Raw genomic sequence first — 16,675 nt, 5'->3', positions numbered from 1 at the left:
GGTCAGCGTACAGGTTGGTCAGTGTCGTCATTAACGGCTCAGGCGGCGCATACGTTCAGAAGGGGTAATGATGTCAGTGATGCGCACGCCGAACTTGTCAGCGACCACCACCACTTCACCCTGGGCAATCAGGTAACCGTTGATCAGGATGTCCAGCGGCTCACCCGCCAGGCCGTCCAGCGCCACCACGGAACCCTGCGACAGGCGCAGCAGCTCTTTGATGGTCATCTTGGTGCGGCCCAGTTCCACCGTGAGCTTGACCGGGATATCGAGGATCATGTCGATATCCTGCAAATTGCCCAGCCCTTCGTGCGGCTCCAGGGATTTGAACACCCCTTCAGTGGTCGGGACCGGTTTTTCGGCAGCCTGCTGCTGTTCGTTGAACGCATCAGCCCATAAATCGTCCACGGATCCGGTTCCTGCGTCAGTCGGCTGGTTGGCGTCAGTCATTGGGCTGTTCCTCATTCAGCGAATTCAAAATAGGGTTAATCAGGTGTTCCACGCGCAGCGCGTACTGGCCGTTCAGCGTACCGTACTGACTGGTCAGTACCGGCACACCATCAACATGGGCAATCAGGCGGTCGGCTTTCTCAATCGGCAGCACGTCACCCGGTTGTAATTTCATAATTTGTGATAACCGCAGCGGGATTTCGGCGAAGTTCGCCACCAGCTCCAGCTCAGAGTGCTGCACCTGATGCACCAGCGTATCGCGCCAGTTGTTGTCCTCCTGGCGGGAGTTCTCCAGCGGCGGGTTGGTCAGCAGCTCGCGCAGCGGTTCAATCATGGCGAACGGGATACAGATGTTGAAATCCCCGCTCAGCGCACCGATCTCGACGTGGAACGGCGTGGTGACCACGATGTCGTTCGGTGAGGTCGTAATATTGGTGAACTTCACCTGCATCTCGGCACGCACATACTCGATATCAATCTTGTAAATCGCGCTCCAGGCATCACCGTAGGCATCCAGCGCCAGCCGCAGCATCCGCTTGATTACCCGTTGTTCCGTGTGGGTAAACTCACGCCCCTCGACTTTTGTCGGGAAGCGTCCGTCACCGCCGAACAGGTTGTCAACGGCGATAAACACCAGGCTCGGCTCAAACACGAACAGGGCGGTACCGCGCAACGGCTTCAGCTGTACCAGGTTCAGGTTGGTCGGCACCGGCAGGTTACGGGCAAACTCATGGTAAGGCTGGATCTTGATGCCGCCGACCGTGATGTCCGGGCTGCGTCGCAACAGGTTGAACAGCCCCATCCGGAAGTGGCGCGCAAACCGCTCGTTGATAATCTCCAGCGCCTGAAGGCGTTCACGCACCACGCGGCGCTGGGTCGTCGGGTCATAGGGCCGGACATCATTTTCACTGCCGGCGGCGGCAACAGGTTCATCACTGTTGCTGTCACCGTTCAGCAGTGCGTCAATCTCGGCCTGGGAAAGGATGCTATCGCCCATAACCGGTCACCGTAAGATAAAGGCGGTGAACAGGACATCCGTCACCTTTTGTTCCGGCTGGCCGTGGACCATCGACGGGCGGAGCACGTCTTTGATCTGGCCCATAAGTTGTTGCTTGCCCGCTTCACTGGCCAGCTGGGCCGGCGTCTGGCGCGACAGCAGCAACAGCAGGCGGCTGCGCACTTCCGGCAGGTAACCGGTCAGGGTGGCGCGGGTCTCTTCATCCGGCAGGCGCAGGGTCAGACCGATATACAGGACGCGGTCCGGGTCATTGGTTGGCGTCTGGAGATTCACGGTAAAGGTGTCCAGCGGCATAAACACCGGGGGAGCAGGCGGCTGAGGTTTCGCGCTGACTGTACCCTCGGTATGATTATGCATTCTCCACCAACTGTAGCCCGCTGCCGCGCAGGCGGCAATGGCGACCACGATGAGAATGATCATCCAGGGGAAGCGTTTACCTTTGGCTTTGTTGGCTTGTTCAGACATGGATAAGTCAGTTTCCTGTAACGTTAACGCCCGGCACGCGATGCATGCCGGACTAGATGTTGCGATGATTATCGCGGTTATCGGCCCGGACAATAGGTGGAATAGGCATGGAAAACCGGCTTACCTCATCCGTTTGTGGGCAGCCGGGTATAAAAGCGTCAGGCGAAGATGTCCACACCGCTGCTGCCCTGAAGGCGGGAAACCAGGCTGGCCGGGACGGCCAGCGGTTCAGCGGCCGCCAGGGGATCGGCCGCGTCCCAGCTGTTTGGTGCGCTGCGGCCGCCCTGCTGTTGGGCGCTCTGCTGCTGCGCCTGCTGCCAGCCGCCGGCATCACTGCCGACGCTGCTCTGCCCCAGGTTGATGCCGCTCTCCGCCAGCGCAGTGCGCAGGTGCGGCATGGCGGCTTCCACCGCGGCGCGTACCTGCTGGTGGGCGGAGACGAAGTGCAGCTGCGCCTGGTCGTTATCAATCTTCAGGCTTATCTGCAACGCCCCGAGGTCTTCCGGGTGCAGGCGCAGCTCTGCGCTCTGCTGGCCGTGGCGGGTAAACATCAGTACCTGCTGGCCAAGGGCCTGCTGCCACTCCGGGGTTGCCAGCGGGCTGGTGATCTGCGCGGCAGCGGCCGTGACCGGCAGCGCTGTGGCGGCCGGTGCGGCGTTGGCATGGGCAGCCGGCGGCAGCGCGGTGGCCTGCACCACCGGTTGCGGGGCGCTGTCAGCGGTCGCCGCCGGCAGATCTTTCTGCGGCTGGGCGGCGGAGAGCAGCATGGCCGCGCTCTCCAGGCTCTCCGCCGGGGCCACGGCCGGGGCGGCAGCGGCTGCCGTGTTATCCGTGCCCGCATGGGCGGCATGGGCCGCAGCCGGTGAGGCGGACGCCGTGGCCGGGGTGGCCGGCGCGGCCGTCAGGGCAGAGGCACCGCCCAGCACGGCGGCGGCGGTACGTGCGGTCTCAGCCTCAGCGGCAGCCTGGGTGCCGGAGCCGGAGGCGGTGGCCTGAGCCGGTGCCATCAGCGGGGCGGGCAGGCCGAGCATGGCGAACAGCGACTGGATCGCCTGCTGGTCATCCTCTTTATCTTCCGCATTGCCGGTGTCCCCGGAGACGCGCGTCTCTACGCGCGCATCACGGCTGGTGAGCGCCGCCGGCACGGTGCCGGGCTGGGTCAGTTTTTCCACGGCGGCCGCGAGCTGGCTGACCAGATCGGTCGCCTGCGCTTTCCCGGCCGCGGTATTGCCGGCCGCGGCAGCTGCGGCCAGGGCGGCTTTGCCGTCAGCGGCCAGCGCGGTGAAACCTTTGCCTTTTGGCTCACCTGCCGGCGTCAGCGCGTTGCCCGGCACACCGGCAGCCAGTTGCCCCAACTGGGCATCAAGCTGGCCGGCGAAATCCAGGCCGCTCTCTTCCGGGGCCTGCCCGGCGGCCGTGGCGGTGGCGGGGGAGAGCGCGGCGGTGGCGGTCTCGGCCGCAGGGGCGAGGTTCAACAGCGTGAGGTTCATTGTTCTCGGTTCCTGTAGGTGCTTCGTTGCGCAAATTCGTCCATGCGTTTTTGGTCCAGCCGCCCCTCAATGACCTGCTGTTGTAACAGGGCGCGGTCGGCCAGCGTCTGGTAAGCATTCAACCGTTGCTGTTTGTCCTGCCAGTGGCTCACCGCCTGATCGAGGCGCTGGTTCCACTGCGCCAGCTGGCGGCGGTGCTGCTCAATCGCCTTGTCCAGCGTCTGGATAAACTGCTGGTAGTTTTGCCAGCTCAGCGCATCAATGCCGCCGTTCAGCGTGGTGTTCAGCTGCTGGCGGTACTCATCCTGATAATTGAGCAGCATGGTGAGCTGCTGTTCGGCATTAAGGCGCGACTGGCGCACCTGCCCAAGCTGGGTGACCGCCTGATCCAGCGCTTTTTGCGCCAGGTCGCGCAGGGTGCCCATCGGGGAGAGACTGTTCATCATGGCCTCACAGGAAAAAACGGGTTGCCGGTCAGTTCGGCAACAGAGTGTTCAGGTGGTCGCAGGAGGCAGTAAAGTCGCTCTGCTCATGAATGCCTTGCTGCAACAGCGCTTCCATCTGCGGGTAGAGGCGGATGGCGCGGTCAAGCAGCGGATCGCTGCCGGCGGCATACGCCCCGACGCTGACCAGGTCGCGGTTACGCTGGTAACTCGCCAGCATCTGTTTGAACTGGCGCACCCGGCGGTAGTGGGTGTCATCAATCAGTGAGGTCATCGCCCGGCTGATGGAGGCTTCGATATCGATAGCCGGGTAGTGGCCGGACTCCGCCAGGCGGCGGGACAGCACCACGTGGCCGTCAAGGATGGCGCGCGCCGAGTCCGCGATCGGGTCTTGCTGGTCATCGCCTTCGGTCAGGACGGTATAGAACGCGGTGATCGAGCCGCCGCCATCCACGCCGTTACCGGCACGCTCCACCAGCGCGGGCAGCTTGGCAAACACCGACGGCGGATAGCCTTTGGTGGCCGGCGGCTCGCCGATCGCCAGGGCGATTTCACGCTGCGCCATGGCGTAGCGGGTCAGGGAGTCCATGATCAGCAGCACATGCTGGCCCCGGTCACGGAAATCTTCCGCGATGCGGGTGGCGTAGGCAGCACCCTGCATACGCAGCAGCGGCGAGACGTCCGCCGGGGCGGCGATCACCACCGAGCGCGCGCGGCCCTCGGCACCCAGGATATTTTCGATGAAGTCTTTGACTTCGCGGCCACGTTCGCCAATCAGCCCGACCACAATCACATCAGCCTGGGTGTAGCGGGCCATCATGCCGAGCAGCACGCTTTTGCCGACGCCGGAACCGGCGAACAGGCCCATACGCTGGCCGCGCCCCACGGTCAGCAGGGCGTTGATGGCGCGCACGCCGACGTCGAGCACCTGCTCAATCGGGGTACGCAGCAGCGGGTTGACCGGGGCGGTCATCAGCGGGGCGCGGAAGCCGGTTTCCGGCGGCGGCAGGCCGTCCAGCGGTTTGGCGGCGCCGTCCAGCACCCGGCCCAGCAGTTGCGGGCCGAGCGGCAACTGTTTGCCGCTGCTCTGGCCGTCCGGCGTCATGCGGGCATAGACCCTGGCACCGGGCAGAATGCCTTCCACCTCTTCCAGCGGCATCAGGAACAGGCGCTGCCCCTGAAAGCCCACCACTTCACTCTCGACTTCCTGCACCTGATGGTTGGCATCCATCCGCTCAATAATGCAGGTGGCACCGAGCGGCAACTGGAGGCCGGTCGCCTCCAGCACCAGCCCGGTGGCACGGGTCAGGCGGCCATACCGGCGCAGGGCCGGGGTGCGGGTGATGCGTTGTTCGGCATCATCCAGCGCATGCAATAACCGGCCTAAACGGGCTGTCATACTTCCCCCGGTGCCGCCAGGCGGCAGAGTTCCTGCCAGCGCGTGGCGAGCGAGGCATCAAGGTCGCCGTCTTCTGCGCTGACTTTGCAGCCGCCGCGGTGGATCTGCGGGTCAGAGACCAGCCGCCAGCCGTTGAGGCTTAACGTCACGCCGAGCTGCTGCTCCACGCGGTCATAATCCTGCGGGCTGACGCGCAGTTGCGGTTTGCCGCTGAACATCGGCTCCTGCTGAATCAGCTGCTGGATCTGGGCCAGCAGCGCCGCGCCGTCACACTGCGGGGTCTGGCCGAGGATCTGTTTGGCGGCGGTCAGCGCCAGTTGCATCAGGCGGGAGGCGATCACGCTGTCGAGCGAGTCCAGCGTCTGCTGGAAATCGGTGACCATCGCCTGCCACTGTTCGGTCAGCGGCTGCTGCTGCGCGTGCGCGGCGTCCAGCCCCTGCTGCTGCCCGGCCTGGTAACCGGCCTGGAAGCCGGCGTCATAGCCCTGTTGTTTGCCCTGCTGGAAGCCCAACTGGTGGCCCTCCTGCTGGGCCTGCTGGCGCAACCCGGCCAGCTCGTGCTGGCGGGAATGTTCTTCGTGCTCCACCAGCACATCGTAGGCGGCCTGGAAGGCCGGCTCCATGCGCTTCGGGGCAGGGGAGAGATCGTTAAGTTTCCACGGTTGCCACGGCAGCCGGTTGAGCGCATCAGACATAGGTATCCTCGCCACCACCAATCATCATTTCGCCGGTTTCCGCCAGACGGCGGACAATCAGCAGGATCGCTTTCTGTTCTGCCTCGACCTGCGACATACGCATCGGGCCGCGGTTGGCCAGGTCGTCGCGCAGGATATCGGCCGCACGTTGCGACATGTTGTTGAGGAACTTGTCGCGCAGCGGCTGTTCGGCACCTTTCAGGGCGACCAGCAGCGACTCGTTGTCCACTTCCTGCAACAGGCGCTGGATGCTGCGGTCGTCGACCTGCACCAGGTTTTCGAACAGGAACATCTCGTCGACAATCTTCTGTGCCAGCTCGCCGTCGTAGCCGCGCATTGCGTCCATGACCGCTTCTTCCTGCTGGGTTTTCATCAGGTTGATGATCTCGGCGGCAGTACGTACCCCGCCCAGCTTGCTGCGCTTGAGGTTCTGGCCGTCGAGCAGGTTGTTCAGCACTTCGGTCAGTTCCGCCAGTGCCGCCGGCTGCACGCCGCCAAAGGTGGCGATACGCAGCATCACGTCGTTGCGCAGGCGTTCGTCGAACTGCGCCAGGATGTCGGCCGCCTGGCCGCGTTTCAGGTGCACCATAATGGTGGCGATGATCTGCGGGTGTTCGTCGCGGATCAGGTCGGCCGCCATCAGCGGTTCCATATAGTTGAGCGTTTCCATGCCGGTGGTGGTTTCACGCGACTCGAGGATGTCCTCGAGCAGGCTGGAGGCGCGCTCCTCGCCCAGGGCTTTGACCAGCACCGAGCGCAGGTAGTCATTGGTGTTGATGCTCAGGGCCGCGTACTGCTCGGCATCTACCTCGAATTCATTGAGCACTTCCGCCAGCACTTTGGTGGAGATGTGATGGGTGTTCGCCATCGCGCTGCTCAGCTGCTGTACCTCGCGCGAGGAGAGGTGTTTGAACACCTCCGCCGCGCGGTCTTCACCGAGCGTCATCAGCAGGACGGCGCTCTTTTCGGTTCCGGTCAAACTCATAACTCGGTACTCATCCATTGGCGGATCACCAGGGCGACCACGCGAGGTTCTTTATCGGCCAGCTCCTGGATACGCTGGGTCTGGACTTCAACGCTGACACGTTGCTGGGAGCGCTTGCGCTGGGCCAGCTCATCGCTGCTCGGCTTGGCGGCCGGGGCAGCCTCAGTGGCAGAGACAGCCTGGGCAGCGGCGGCGGCAGCCACAGCGGCTTCCTGCGCCTGTTGCTGTTTACGCAGTTGCGGGCGAACCAGCTTGCGCCACAGGATCCAGGCCACAATCAGGATCAGCAGGTAACGGCCGGCCTCGATAAGCTGCTCGAAGAACGACTGCTGTTTCCAGAACGGCAGCTCAACCGGCACGTCCTGCGTATCGTTAAACGGCGTGTTGACCACGTTCAGGCTGTCGCCGCGCTCGGCGGAGTAGCCCATCGCCTCGCGCACCAGATCGTTAATCTGCTTAAGCTGGGCCTCGGTCAGCGCTTTCTGCTTGCCGTCTGCACCGGTGGCGTAGTTCACCACCACGGCGACGGAGAGGCGCTTCACGCCACCGGCACTTTCCGTGGTGTGGCGGATGGTGCGGTCCAGCTCGTAGTTGGTGGTTTCATCATGGCGGCTGCTGCCGGACGTGGTGCCGCGCGCTGTGGTGGCGCTGCTGCGGGTGGCCGCGTCGGCGGTTTTGTTGGCCGCTGCATTCTTGGCATTTGCCGCGTTCTTCGCCGGCGGTGTATCAATCGGCGCGGTGGTGGCCGGGGCCGGCTGGTTGGAGAGCGCGCCCGGCACGCCGCCGACAGCGGAACCCACTTGTTCATTGGTGCTCAGCTGGCGTGAACGGATTGCGGCGTTGTCCGCATTGCCGTTCGGCTGGTACTGCTCATCCGTCTGCTCGCGGGAGGCGAAATCAAGCTGCGCGGTGACCTGGGCGTGGACGTTGCCTGCACCCACCATCGGCGCGAGGATGGTCTCGATACGGCGCTGGAAACGGCTCTCCAGCTCATTGGTGAATTTCAGCTGGGTCGCGTTCAGGAGGCGATCGCCGCCTTCATTCTGGGTCAGCAGGTGGCCGCTCTGGTCAACCACGGTGACGCTGGCCGGCGGCAGGCCGGAAACGCTGCTGGACACCATATGGACGATGGCGTTGATCTGGCCGTCATCCAGCGCGCGGCCGGGTTGCAGGGCCAGCGTGACTGACGCCGACGGGGATTTCTGCTCGCGCACAAACAGCGACGGCTTAGGCATCGCCAGGTGTACGCGCGCGCTCAGCACCGGGCCGAGGGTTTCAATGGTGCGCGACAGCTCACCTTCCAGGCCACGCTGGTAGTTGATCTGCTCGCTGAACTGGCTGATGCCGAACTTCTCCTGATCCATCAGTTCGAAGCCCACCGCACCGCCTTTCGGCAGCCCGGCCTGCGCCAGGCGCAGGCGTGTCTCATGGACACTCTCCGCCGGCACCAGCAGCGCGCCGCCGTTATCCGCAAAGCGGTAAGGGACGTTCATCTGCGTCAGCTGGGCGACGATGGCACCGCCATCCTTATCGTTCAGGTTACTGAACAGGACGCGATAGTCCGGGCTGCGGGCCCAGAGCATCATGGCAACGACAATGGCCACCGCCGCCGCTGCGGCAATCAGCAACGGAATTTTTGGGTTAGCGCGCAAGCGGGTAAACAGCGCGTTCATGCCGTTTTCACGGTTATCGCCGGTGGCGGTCGCGGCATTCATGAGGCCACCTCGCTACACTGCAAACGGATGTGAGTAATGGTATAGAGTTGCAAAACGGACTCCCTGGCGGTTTGCGTTGACGCGTCAAAAGGCACTGGACCTGGTAATAGGAAATGTCCCAATTTTCAGGTGGGCCATTATTTGCTGTTGACAGAAAATTCGATGGGTGAATAAGCCGTGTTTTTTGCCGCTATTTAGATGCTTTAGCCGGAAAACCCTGTGGTAGGGTGTCTGCCATCAAATCTATATCGTCCGCCGGTGCGTCCGGCACGGGCTGACACCAGAGAGAAAAGTATGTCAATTCAGGGTATTCAAAGCGTCCTCCAGCAGATGCAGGCCACCGCGCTCCAGGCCGCCGGCCCGGCACCCGCCCAGCCGTTGGCGCACGCGGGCTTTGCCAGCGAGCTGAAAGCGGCCGTCGGCAAGATAAGCGACATCCAGAACAGCGCCCGCACCCAGGCCGAGAAATTTGAGCTGGGCGTGCCGGGCGTTGGGCTGAATGACGTGATGGTGGATCTGCAAAAATCCTCCGTCTCCCTGCAACTGGGCGTGCAGGTGCGTAACAAGCTGGTGTCCGCCTACCAGGAAATCATGAACATGCAGGTGTAGGGGGGCGGCCTGCCCGCTTCCGGCAGGTTTCCTGCGCCACACCCGGTGGCCGCGATGCTGTGCTCTTTCACCGCCTGTTGCCTGAATTTTTGTCATTATCAGTAGATTTATTACGGTTATCCCCCCGGCTGCCGATACTGTGTTCAGGCAAAAAGCGGGGAAGAGGATCCTGATGCAAACCAACCTGTTCAAGACAGACGCCGCGATCCGGGCGGCGTGTGATATGTGGTATGGCGGCGGTGGGGCAGAGCCTGACGCGATAAGGCGCACAGGCAAACGCTGCCGGCTGCGCCCGGAGCGTGAGTGATGCATTACTTTCTGGCGGCACTCGGCGCGCTGATAACCGGCACGGCGATGGTGTCTGACAATGGCATCGCATTAATTTGCGGCACAATCTGGTTGAGCACCGCCTGTGTCTGCATGGCAATTCAAAAGTTAGGAGAGAAATATGGCCGCTGAAATCATCCCGTTTAAAAAGCCCTTGCATCAGCTGACCCAGGCCCAGCAACACCTTTGCGAGGCATTGAAGCTGGTGCGTGACGGCGGTCACCAGCCGATGGCGGTTGACCTGCTGCTCAGCCGCGCTCATGAACTGGTATATGACTACGTGGAAATCGCCGGAAAACGCTGAACGGGCGCGCACTGCCTGCCGCGTGCAGAGGGACATTGCCCCTTCTTTGCCTTATCTGTTGAACTGACGGCAAAAAAAGCGGTCTGTTACAAGCCCGGCGGCCGGGCGTATGCCATAATGCGGGGCCTGCAGCGTAAAGAGGCGGGGCAATGTTGACAGAGTGAGGAGTAACAGAGTGGCAAACATGCGCGTTAAACAGGGAGTAAGCTGGTGGTTTTTCCCCTACATCCGGCTGGTGTGCTGGGTTTATGCAGTGCGGGGGCGCGAGCTGAGTGACCAGCAACTGGAACAGCGGGTCATGCGCCATCTGAACCCCTCACCGTACAAACGGCGCAGGCATCAGGTCATCCTGAGCAAGCTGCGCCTGAAGGGCTGAAAGGAAGGCAGGCGGCGGCAGGCTGAAAGTGTTGTTATCTTCTATACTTAATGGACAAACCCGTGAGTCAATGGAGAGAACCATGTCTGAACATCCTGATCATAACGCGCCTTTCCCCAATAAACATCACGGCCTGCCTGAAGATGCGCCCAATTCGCCGAACCCTTATGAAGAGGATGACCTGGCGAATAAAGAGGGAGAAATCCCGAGAAAGCGCGATGACAGCTCCGATGATAAAGAAGATCCTTACGAATCAGACTCGAAATAGCGTCTGTTCCCGTTATCCAGAAACCGCCTCCGGGCGGTTTTTTGTTGCCGCCACACCGCCGGGCAGACAGATTAGCCTGATTGGACATTTGTTCATCAGGATGTGATGTCCGGCAGGTCTGCCCGCTGGCGGCTTGCCTATACTTCCTATGCCCATGTCGGGCCTGGAGGTAGTTATGTCCGAACGTCCTGATGAAATTGATCCGCTGCCGGATGATGATATGGTTCCTGAAACCCCGGAAGAGTTTCCGGAAGAGGATGATCCTTTAGGGGATGATCCGTTGGGGGATGATGACGATGTGCCGCAAACCCCGGATGACGTGTAAGCCTTATCTACTCTAAAACCGCCTGCGGGCGGTTTTTTGTTGCCTGCTGTTCGTCAGTTAATGCCTGTAGTTCGTTAGTTGGTTAATCCCTGTAGTCCATCAGTTAATGCCGGTAAGGCACCGGGCGTTTTTGCCGGCGTGCAGCGTGTATCTGCTATCTTTAAGATAACGCAACAGGGAGAACCATGATGTCATTAGAGATTGAGAAAAAGTCAGAAGGGCCGGACCACTATCTGTATGCCGCCACCTGCCGCGAGGCGGATTACCAGTTTGAGGTGACAGGCCGGGGCAAGACGGCCACTGAGGCGGATGCGGACCTGAGGAAAAATATCCGGGAGATGGGGCAACGGCTGGATGAACTGATGCAGATGAGTAAGGTGTCGGCCTGACACCGGCGTGGTGCTGTCACGGGCGGCCATCGCGGCCGCCCGCGTCCTATCAGGCAAATGTCTCGTCAGGGGCTTTCAGGATCATCGCTTCCAGCGCATGGCGGTAAACATCCAGTTTCACCACATCATGTTCGGTTTCCAGCTTTTCAATCAGCCGCGCAATGATCGCTTTATTGGTAACAAACTCATGGGTGCTGAGCAATTCTGCCGCAATCTGAGTAATCACTTCTGACTCCGCCGCTGACGTCGCGGCCGGGCTGTTAAAATAACGCGCAATTTCGTGTTCCGCAGAGACGGGTTGTTTATTCATTTTTTGTTCCCTTATAGAGCGTATTCCGCGTACCGCCCAATCCGGAACGCCGGACAGGCGTAAGTCGCGTCATGGGGGTGGCGTAAACTGGTGTGTAAATAAAAAAGACCTCTGAACGTGGAACCAAACACCCTCAGAGGCAACATAATGCATCCGTTATCGTTATGACAGGCGAGCGTTCCCTGCTCCCCGATAAACTTATACAAAGATGGAAATTTTGCGTAACTTTGGCCTGAGCTTTTTGTGTGGTATGAGGTGTATATAAAAAGCAGCTTATCAGGCGGGCAGTGGAGAGGGCGGCGGCAAGGGCAAAAGGGCATGATAAGTTGCCGGGCCGCCGGGGGGCAAAGTGTAAGGGGGGCGGTGGAGAGTGGCGTGCGTTCGTGACAGAAGCCTTACGCAAGCCAGGGGATCAGGGGTCGATTCGCGGCTGGTCAATCAAGGCGTAAAGGCAACCGCGCAGCTTGATCAGATCCTCCGGATGGGTCGCAGAATCTTCTGAAGCCTGGTCCAGCGCTTTGTTCACCTGTTTTGAAATGGTCATCCTGGTCTGTGCATCCAGCGCATTCATCAGCGCTGTCACCGCAATTTGCAGGGCTTCTACCTGAATCAGGGTCTCTTTGGAGGCCACATCATTTTCTGCCAGTTTCACCAACAGCTCTGCGATTAACGCTTTCATAAAGTCTCCACACAAGAAGGGATCGTTAGCGCGCTTATAATAATGCGGGAGTTCATGAATCTGATAGCAAAATTTTAATCATTCGCGGTAATGACCTGCACAACGCGCGAAAGGAAAAGAAAAAATGCGCGTGTTGCTAAAAATGCGGTGCACTTGCTGACGGTAGGGTTTGCACTATTCTTGAAATGTTCTTAACAAAAAGGAGTGAGTTATGAAAAAAGTCATTGTGGCTTCTGCGGTTATTCTCTCTGCCCTGCTGGCCGGCTGTGCCGACAGCAACTATGCTATCCACACCATTGATGGCCGGACGATTGTCAGTGACGGCAAACCAAAAACAGATAATGAGACCGGCATGATCAGTTATAAAGATGCCTGGGGCAACAAACAGCAAATTAACCAGAATACCGTGAAGCAAATGCAGGAAATTAAAAACTGACGTTTATTTTCCCCTAAAAAACCCCGCTGCGGCGGGGTTTTTATTGCCGGTTTCAGAACAGTGCCCGGATGTAAGGCAACTTACGCAAATAGCGAACGGCCAGATAGGTGATGCCAAACATCACGCCGGAGAACAGCAGGGAGGCAAAAGGCCAGATTAACTTTTCGTTGATGTTAATCAGCCGCGTCACGGCCAGGTAGACCACCATATGCGCTAAGAAAATACCAAACGAGCACTCTGCTACCGAGGTAAGCCGTTGTTTTATCAGCGGGCTAAAGGTAAAGCGGGCATTCAGCATCAGGTAGAACAGGGCGGCGGAGGCCACCACCGTCGGCGGATAGAAATAGGTGTAGTAGGTTTCCCGCGCGGCATGGGCCGCCAGCGACACAGACCGGGTGCCGGTAAACATCACGATGACCGCCAGAATAAACAGGCCCAGCGCCAGCCAGCCACGCTGCCGGGTAAAGCCTATATCTTTTATCAACAGCGGCAGGAACAGGAAAATCACATAGGCATTAAAGTTATTCAGCGCCATATTGCCGACAAACGAAATCGTGATCTTGAAAGCATCACTGAGAAACGGGAAGGTACAGGAGAACAGAAAGGTCAGTACGGTATAAAACAGGCAGAATGTCCGGCCCCCTTTATAGTAGATCAGCGAGACCAGCGGCATCAGCAGGTAAAGGCCAATCAACGCATATAAAAACCATAACTGAGCCATCGCATTATGATTAATCACCACATCCACCAGCCAGTGCCGGCTAAAAATATCCTCTCCGTTCAGTATCCCGTAAATAAGTGACCAGGCCAGAAACGGCAGGGCAATCCTTGTCAGCCGGCGGCGTACAAAGGCGCGGACATCCATATCCTCTTTAATCAGTAAAAAGGCGGAAATCATAAAAAACAGCGGGACACAAAAGCGTGACAGCGAATAACAGAGGTTAGTGATGTTCCAGGCGACACTGTCAATCGGTGCCATATAAAACGTATTCATCGAGCCATGAATCAGCACCACCGCGCCAATCGCGATGGCGCGCATCACATCAAGGTTGAGGTTTTTTTCCATACTTCCCTGAACGGTACATGAATAAAGATAAGTCGTTTATCTTTATAAGAGAGCCAAATAATTAGCAATAAATTTAGGTTAGGTTGGCGTAAAAATCCGATCGCCATTAAAAAACGGCCAGAAGGAGGCGACATCTGGCCTGGGTGAATCATTCAAATATTGAAAGAAATCTTTAGCCTTGGTAAAGGAACAAAATAAATCTTTCTTTAGAAGGTCTGCCGCACTATTCCGGCAAATGGCCCGGGGGTTTCATGATGAAAAGCGACGGCCGCAGCCGTTTGCGCATCCACAGGCAAGCCATCATCAGCAGGGTGGAGAGGGAAACCAGCGCCGGGATGATCACAATCAGCGTCTGGTAACTCAGCGTGACCGTATGTTCACCCGGCGGCAGGCGTACCCCCATAAAGCCATCATCCAGCGGGACCGGGGCCACGCGTTGCCCATCCACCATCAGCGTATACCCGGCGTACATCACGTACGGCAGGGTATAGAGCGCCGGCTCCGGGGCGGAAACATGGAACGTCGGGTAACCGTTGATGTAGCCGCCCGGCAGGTTCAGCAGGTGATCGCGCGCGGTCGGCGGCAGTGTCTGCGCGGCCAGCAGGTCATAGGTCGTGCCCTGCATGGTGCGGGTGTTGAGGTAATCCGCGTACAGGCGGGTGGTCTGGAACGCCGGCAGCGGCTGGTCAAGCGCACTTTTTACCGGCAACCAGGCGGCGGCCAGCAGGGCGGTGAGCATCAGGGCCGCCGTTTTGCGCTGGTGCGTCAGCAGCCATTGCAACGGCACCACGGCATACAGGGCCAGCAGCGCGCAGGCGCACATCAGCAGCCGCCACGAAAACTGCATGATATTGAGCACCGGCGTATGCGCGGGCAGCCAGTTCCAGTTCACCAGGTTGGTGGTCAGCAGCACCATCACCAGCCCGGCCGCCAGCAGGGTTTTGCCGCGGCGCGCGATTGGCATCAGCAGCGCGGCCAGGCTGAGCAGCAGCAACGGCAGGCCGGGAGAGGAGTAAGTCCCGTTTTGCGTCAGCCCATAGTGGCTGGGCAGGCCGAGCAGCGTTTGCAGCAGGTCGCTTTTATAGCGGTCCATATGGCGGTAGCTGAACAGCATCCCTTTGAAGGCATACACATCGGAATAGACCATATGGTAGAGCAGCGGCCCCCAGTAGAGGCAGGTCAGCGCCAGGATAAGCAACACCGAACGCCCCAGGAACAGCAGGTTCCGGCGGGTGAACAGGGCGCGGGCGTTCAATACGGCAAACAGCAGGAAGAAGATCAGGCTGACCACCACACTGGGAATATTGGACAGCAGGATCAGGGAAGCCGAGAGCGGGATCAACCGGCTGTCGCGCCGGTCGCTGATCAGTGAGCTGCACCCGCGGACAAACAGCGGCATTACCGCCATTGCCAGGCATTCACCGACCGCAAAGCGGACAAACAGGTTATTCAGGAAATAGACGGAGGTGACAAACAGCAGGCCGCACAGGAGACCGGCCGTCAGGCTGTGGTGTTCACGTTTACCGGCATAACAGGCAGAGCTGAACCCGAGAGCCAGGATAAAGGCGAACACCAGCTTCATCTGCATCACATCAGAGGCCAGGCCAAACGTCAGCCCGCGTGCCAGCAGGAACAGCAGCGAGCTGAGCGGCGGGTAGAACATCTGCCAGGAGTAGCCATACTGGTTGGCGTTCCAGTAATCAAACAGCGGCGGGAACTGGCCGTGGGCCAGTGCCTGGTTGAGTGAGGTCATGCGCAGCAGGTGCGCTTCCCAGTCATGCCCGTACCAGATGCCCGCACTCAGCAACGGCAACATCACCATAACGACCATAACGGCGAGTGCCGCCCGGCGCAGACCCTTTTCTGTACCCATGATGTTGCCCTTTCTTACGCCTGATGCCGCTGCCTGCGGAGCCTGCCCGCTGACGCTGTCAGGCCGGGCGGATAAACGATAAGGGCTTTTACCGCATCACGCTATGGGAGGCGATGCACTTATTCTCATTTTGTGCAGTGCATTCCAACCTGCAGGGGTGTCAGTTGCTGCCGAGGCTGCAATCGGGGCAGGCAGCCTGCCGGTGATGGCCGCGGATGGCAGTGGGCAGGAAACCAAAACGTTTGCGGAAACGTTCTGCGAAGCGCGAGCCGCTCTCATAACCCACGCTCTGAGCGATGGCGGCAATCGCCGCATCGGTGTTTTGTAACAGGTGCAGGGCGTGGGTCATGCGGGTGTCGGCGATGATGTTGCGCAGCACCTCTGCCTCGGCCGCCAGCCGGCGGCGCAGCATCACTTCGTTCATCTCCAGCCGTTCTGCCACCACCGCGGCCGGCCAGGGGTGGGCGATGTCCGTCAGCAGCAGCTCACGCACCTGCTGGCTGAGGGTGGCCGGCGGCGTGGTATGCAGGCGCACGCCGTGCTGCGCCAGCCACAGGATCTGCTCCTGCATACGGTGGCGGGCAATCGGGGCCGGCAGCGCGGGCGACGTCATCAGCGCGTCGAAGAAGCAGTCAAACGAGTGGGCAAACTGGTTGGCCGGGTCGGGGATAATGGCGGCGGAGGCCACCGGTGACAGCAGAGGGGTGTGCTCGCGGCTGAAATCCGCCAGCAGCGCCGGATCGCAGGCGATGGCTTTGCTGGCGTAGAGGCCTTTCTCATCCAGGCCGTTGTAAACGTCCAGCGTCTGGCCGCCGTTCAGCGCCAGCATCTCACCCTGCTCGATGCGCAGCTCACCCTCACGGGTACGCAGGATGTTATAGCCTTGTGACACATAGATCAGGCAGGGGCGGCTGACGTAAATTGACGGCACGCACAGCGCGCTGTGTTGGATCAGGTGCCCGGCAATGCCGACACCGGGGTAAGAGCGAATTGTCCGTTCCATAAATGTTCAAGATGGCTCATGGCTGCCCGCATCCGGCGGAGGGAGCCGGC

Annotated in this window: 23 protein-coding genes; 9 read left to right on the top strand and 14 right to left on the bottom strand. The window is 60.1% G+C overall.

Features of this window, described 5'->3' with window-relative positions:
• Positions 1 to 30: 30 nt before the first annotated feature.
• The 9 genes from fliN to fliF all read right to left on the bottom strand — a co-directional run bounded on the left by fliN (position 31) and on the right by fliF (position 8,660).
• Positions 31 to 450: a flagellar motor switch protein FliN gene (gene fliN, locus CYR52_RS15565; protein WP_072928518.1), complete on the bottom strand. Its 420-nt coding sequence runs from the start codon at positions 448 to 450 to the stop codon at positions 31 to 33.
• A complete protein-coding gene (gene fliM, locus CYR52_RS15560) occupies positions 443 to 1,447 on the bottom strand; it encodes a flagellar motor switch protein FliM (RefSeq protein ID WP_072928519.1) in 1,005 nt (334 codons plus the stop codon). The genes fliN and fliM overlap by 8 nt, the downstream gene beginning before the upstream one ends.
• A gap of 6 nt (positions 1,448 to 1,453) precedes the next feature.
• Complete coding sequence (gene fliL, locus CYR52_RS15555) at positions 1,454 to 1,933, bottom strand: flagellar basal body-associated protein FliL (RefSeq protein WP_072928520.1); 480 nt, start codon at positions 1,931 to 1,933, stop codon at positions 1,454 to 1,456.
• Between the two features lie 158 nt (positions 1,934 to 2,091).
• Positions 2,092 to 3,423: a flagellar hook-length control protein FliK gene (locus CYR52_RS15550; RefSeq protein WP_241522421.1), complete on the bottom strand. Its 1,332-nt coding sequence runs from the start codon at positions 3,421 to 3,423 to the stop codon at positions 2,092 to 2,094.
• Positions 3,420 to 3,866: a flagellar export protein FliJ gene (gene fliJ / locus CYR52_RS15545; RefSeq protein WP_072928602.1), complete on the bottom strand. Its 447-nt coding sequence runs from the start codon at positions 3,864 to 3,866 to the stop codon at positions 3,420 to 3,422. Before fliJ ends, CYR52_RS15550 begins: the two co-directional genes overlap by 4 nt.
• Before the next feature lie 31 nt (positions 3,867 to 3,897).
• Positions 3,898 to 5,265, bottom strand: a complete 1,368-nt coding sequence (gene fliI / locus CYR52_RS15540) for a flagellar protein export ATPase FliI (RefSeq protein WP_072928521.1) — start codon at positions 5,263 to 5,265, stop codon at positions 3,898 to 3,900.
• Positions 5,262 to 5,960: a flagellar assembly protein FliH gene (gene fliH, locus CYR52_RS15535; RefSeq protein ID WP_072928522.1), complete on the bottom strand. Its 699-nt coding sequence runs from the start codon at positions 5,958 to 5,960 to the stop codon at positions 5,262 to 5,264. The genes fliI and fliH overlap by 4 nt, the downstream gene beginning before the upstream one ends.
• Positions 5,953 to 6,945: a flagellar motor switch protein FliG gene (gene fliG, locus CYR52_RS15530; protein ID WP_072928523.1), complete on the bottom strand. Its 993-nt coding sequence runs from the start codon at positions 6,943 to 6,945 to the stop codon at positions 5,953 to 5,955. The genes fliH and fliG overlap by 8 nt, the downstream gene beginning before the upstream one ends.
• Positions 6,942 to 8,660: a flagellar basal-body MS-ring/collar protein FliF gene (gene fliF, locus CYR52_RS15525; protein ID WP_101828901.1), complete on the bottom strand. Its 1,719-nt coding sequence runs from the start codon at positions 8,658 to 8,660 to the stop codon at positions 6,942 to 6,944. The genes fliG and fliF overlap by 4 nt, the downstream gene beginning before the upstream one ends.
• A 294-nt stretch (positions 8,661 to 8,954) precedes the next feature.
• Between fliF and fliE the strand changes: the two genes are divergently transcribed.
• From fliE to CYR52_RS15500, 8 genes are all read left to right on the top strand, one after another.
• Positions 8,955 to 9,269, top strand: coding sequence for a flagellar hook-basal body complex protein FliE (fliE, locus tag CYR52_RS15520; RefSeq protein WP_072928525.1), 315 nt, complete (start codon positions 8,955 to 8,957; stop codon positions 9,267 to 9,269).
• A gap of 172 nt (positions 9,270 to 9,441) precedes the next feature.
• The gene (locus CYR52_RS23020) at positions 9,442 to 9,576 is read left to right on the top strand and encodes a hypothetical protein (protein WP_277622368.1); all 135 of its coding nucleotides are present in this window, start codon (positions 9,442 to 9,444) and stop codon (positions 9,574 to 9,576) included.
• Positions 9,576 to 9,728 carry a hypothetical protein gene (locus CYR52_RS22700; protein ID WP_165698475.1) on the top strand — a complete coding sequence of 51 codons (153 nt, stop codon included), beginning with the start codon at positions 9,576 to 9,578 and terminating at the stop codon, positions 9,726 to 9,728. The genes CYR52_RS23020 and CYR52_RS22700 overlap by 1 nt, the downstream gene beginning before the upstream one ends.
• On the top strand, positions 9,718 to 9,900 hold the full coding sequence (locus tag CYR52_RS15515; protein ID WP_072928526.1) for a hypothetical protein: 183 nt from the start codon (positions 9,718 to 9,720) through the stop codon (positions 9,898 to 9,900). Before CYR52_RS22700 ends, CYR52_RS15515 begins: the two co-directional genes overlap by 11 nt.
• Before the next feature lie 175 nt (positions 9,901 to 10,075).
• Complete coding sequence (locus CYR52_RS15510; RefSeq protein WP_072928527.1) at positions 10,076 to 10,276, top strand: hypothetical protein; 201 nt, start codon at positions 10,076 to 10,078, stop codon at positions 10,274 to 10,276.
• Positions 10,277 to 10,358: 82 nt separating this feature from the next.
• Positions 10,359 to 10,544, top strand: coding sequence for a hypothetical protein (locus tag CYR52_RS15505; protein WP_072928528.1), 186 nt, complete (start codon positions 10,359 to 10,361; stop codon positions 10,542 to 10,544).
• 175 nt (positions 10,545 to 10,719) lie between these two features.
• Complete coding sequence (locus tag CYR52_RS22695; RefSeq protein WP_165698476.1) at positions 10,720 to 10,869, top strand: hypothetical protein; 150 nt, start codon at positions 10,720 to 10,722, stop codon at positions 10,867 to 10,869.
• A gap of 185 nt (positions 10,870 to 11,054) precedes the next feature.
• Positions 11,055 to 11,258 (top strand): hypothetical protein, encoded by a 204-nt coding sequence (locus CYR52_RS15500; protein WP_241506130.1) that lies wholly within the window; start codon positions 11,055 to 11,057, stop codon positions 11,256 to 11,258.
• 49 nt (positions 11,259 to 11,307) lie between these two features.
• Here the strand turns inward: CYR52_RS15500 and CYR52_RS15495 are convergent, their stop codons facing one another.
• Complete coding sequence (locus CYR52_RS15495; RefSeq protein ID WP_072928529.1) at positions 11,308 to 11,568, bottom strand: biofilm/acid-resistance regulator YmgB/AriR; 261 nt, start codon at positions 11,566 to 11,568, stop codon at positions 11,308 to 11,310.
• A gap of 412 nt (positions 11,569 to 11,980) precedes the next feature.
• On the bottom strand, positions 11,981 to 12,247 hold the full coding sequence (locus CYR52_RS15490) for a sigma-S stabilization anti-adapter protein IraP (protein ID WP_072928530.1): 267 nt from the start codon (positions 12,245 to 12,247) through the stop codon (positions 11,981 to 11,983).
• 211 nt (positions 12,248 to 12,458) lie between these two features.
• Here CYR52_RS15490 and CYR52_RS15485 point away from each other — a divergent pair, with 211 nt between their 5' ends.
• Positions 12,459 to 12,683, top strand: a complete 225-nt coding sequence (locus CYR52_RS15485; RefSeq protein ID WP_072928531.1) for a YgdI/YgdR family lipoprotein — start codon at positions 12,459 to 12,461, stop codon at positions 12,681 to 12,683.
• Between the two features lie 52 nt (positions 12,684 to 12,735).
• Here the strand turns inward: CYR52_RS15485 and CYR52_RS15480 are convergent, their stop codons facing one another.
• From CYR52_RS15480 to CYR52_RS15470, 3 genes are all read right to left on the bottom strand, one after another.
• Positions 12,736 to 13,749, bottom strand: a complete 1,014-nt coding sequence (locus CYR52_RS15480; protein WP_101828899.1) for an acyltransferase — start codon at positions 13,747 to 13,749, stop codon at positions 12,736 to 12,738.
• A 223-nt stretch (positions 13,750 to 13,972) separates the two neighbouring features.
• Positions 13,973 to 15,622 (bottom strand): glycosyltransferase family protein, encoded by a 1,650-nt coding sequence (locus tag CYR52_RS15475; RefSeq protein ID WP_101828898.1) that lies wholly within the window; start codon positions 15,620 to 15,622, stop codon positions 13,973 to 13,975.
• A gap of 160 nt (positions 15,623 to 15,782) precedes the next feature.
• A complete protein-coding gene (locus CYR52_RS15470) occupies positions 15,783 to 16,625 on the bottom strand; it encodes a helix-turn-helix transcriptional regulator (RefSeq protein ID WP_072928534.1) in 843 nt (280 codons plus the stop codon).
• Positions 16,626 to 16,675 lie beyond the last annotated feature (50 nt).

This window comes from Chimaeribacter arupi (assembly GCF_002858805.1).
GTDB lineage: Bacteria > Pseudomonadota > Gammaproteobacteria > Enterobacterales > Enterobacteriaceae > Chimaeribacter > Chimaeribacter arupi.
The sequence above is the reverse complement of the archived record's forward strand: the minus strand, read 5'-3'. Positions and strand labels throughout refer to the sequence as shown.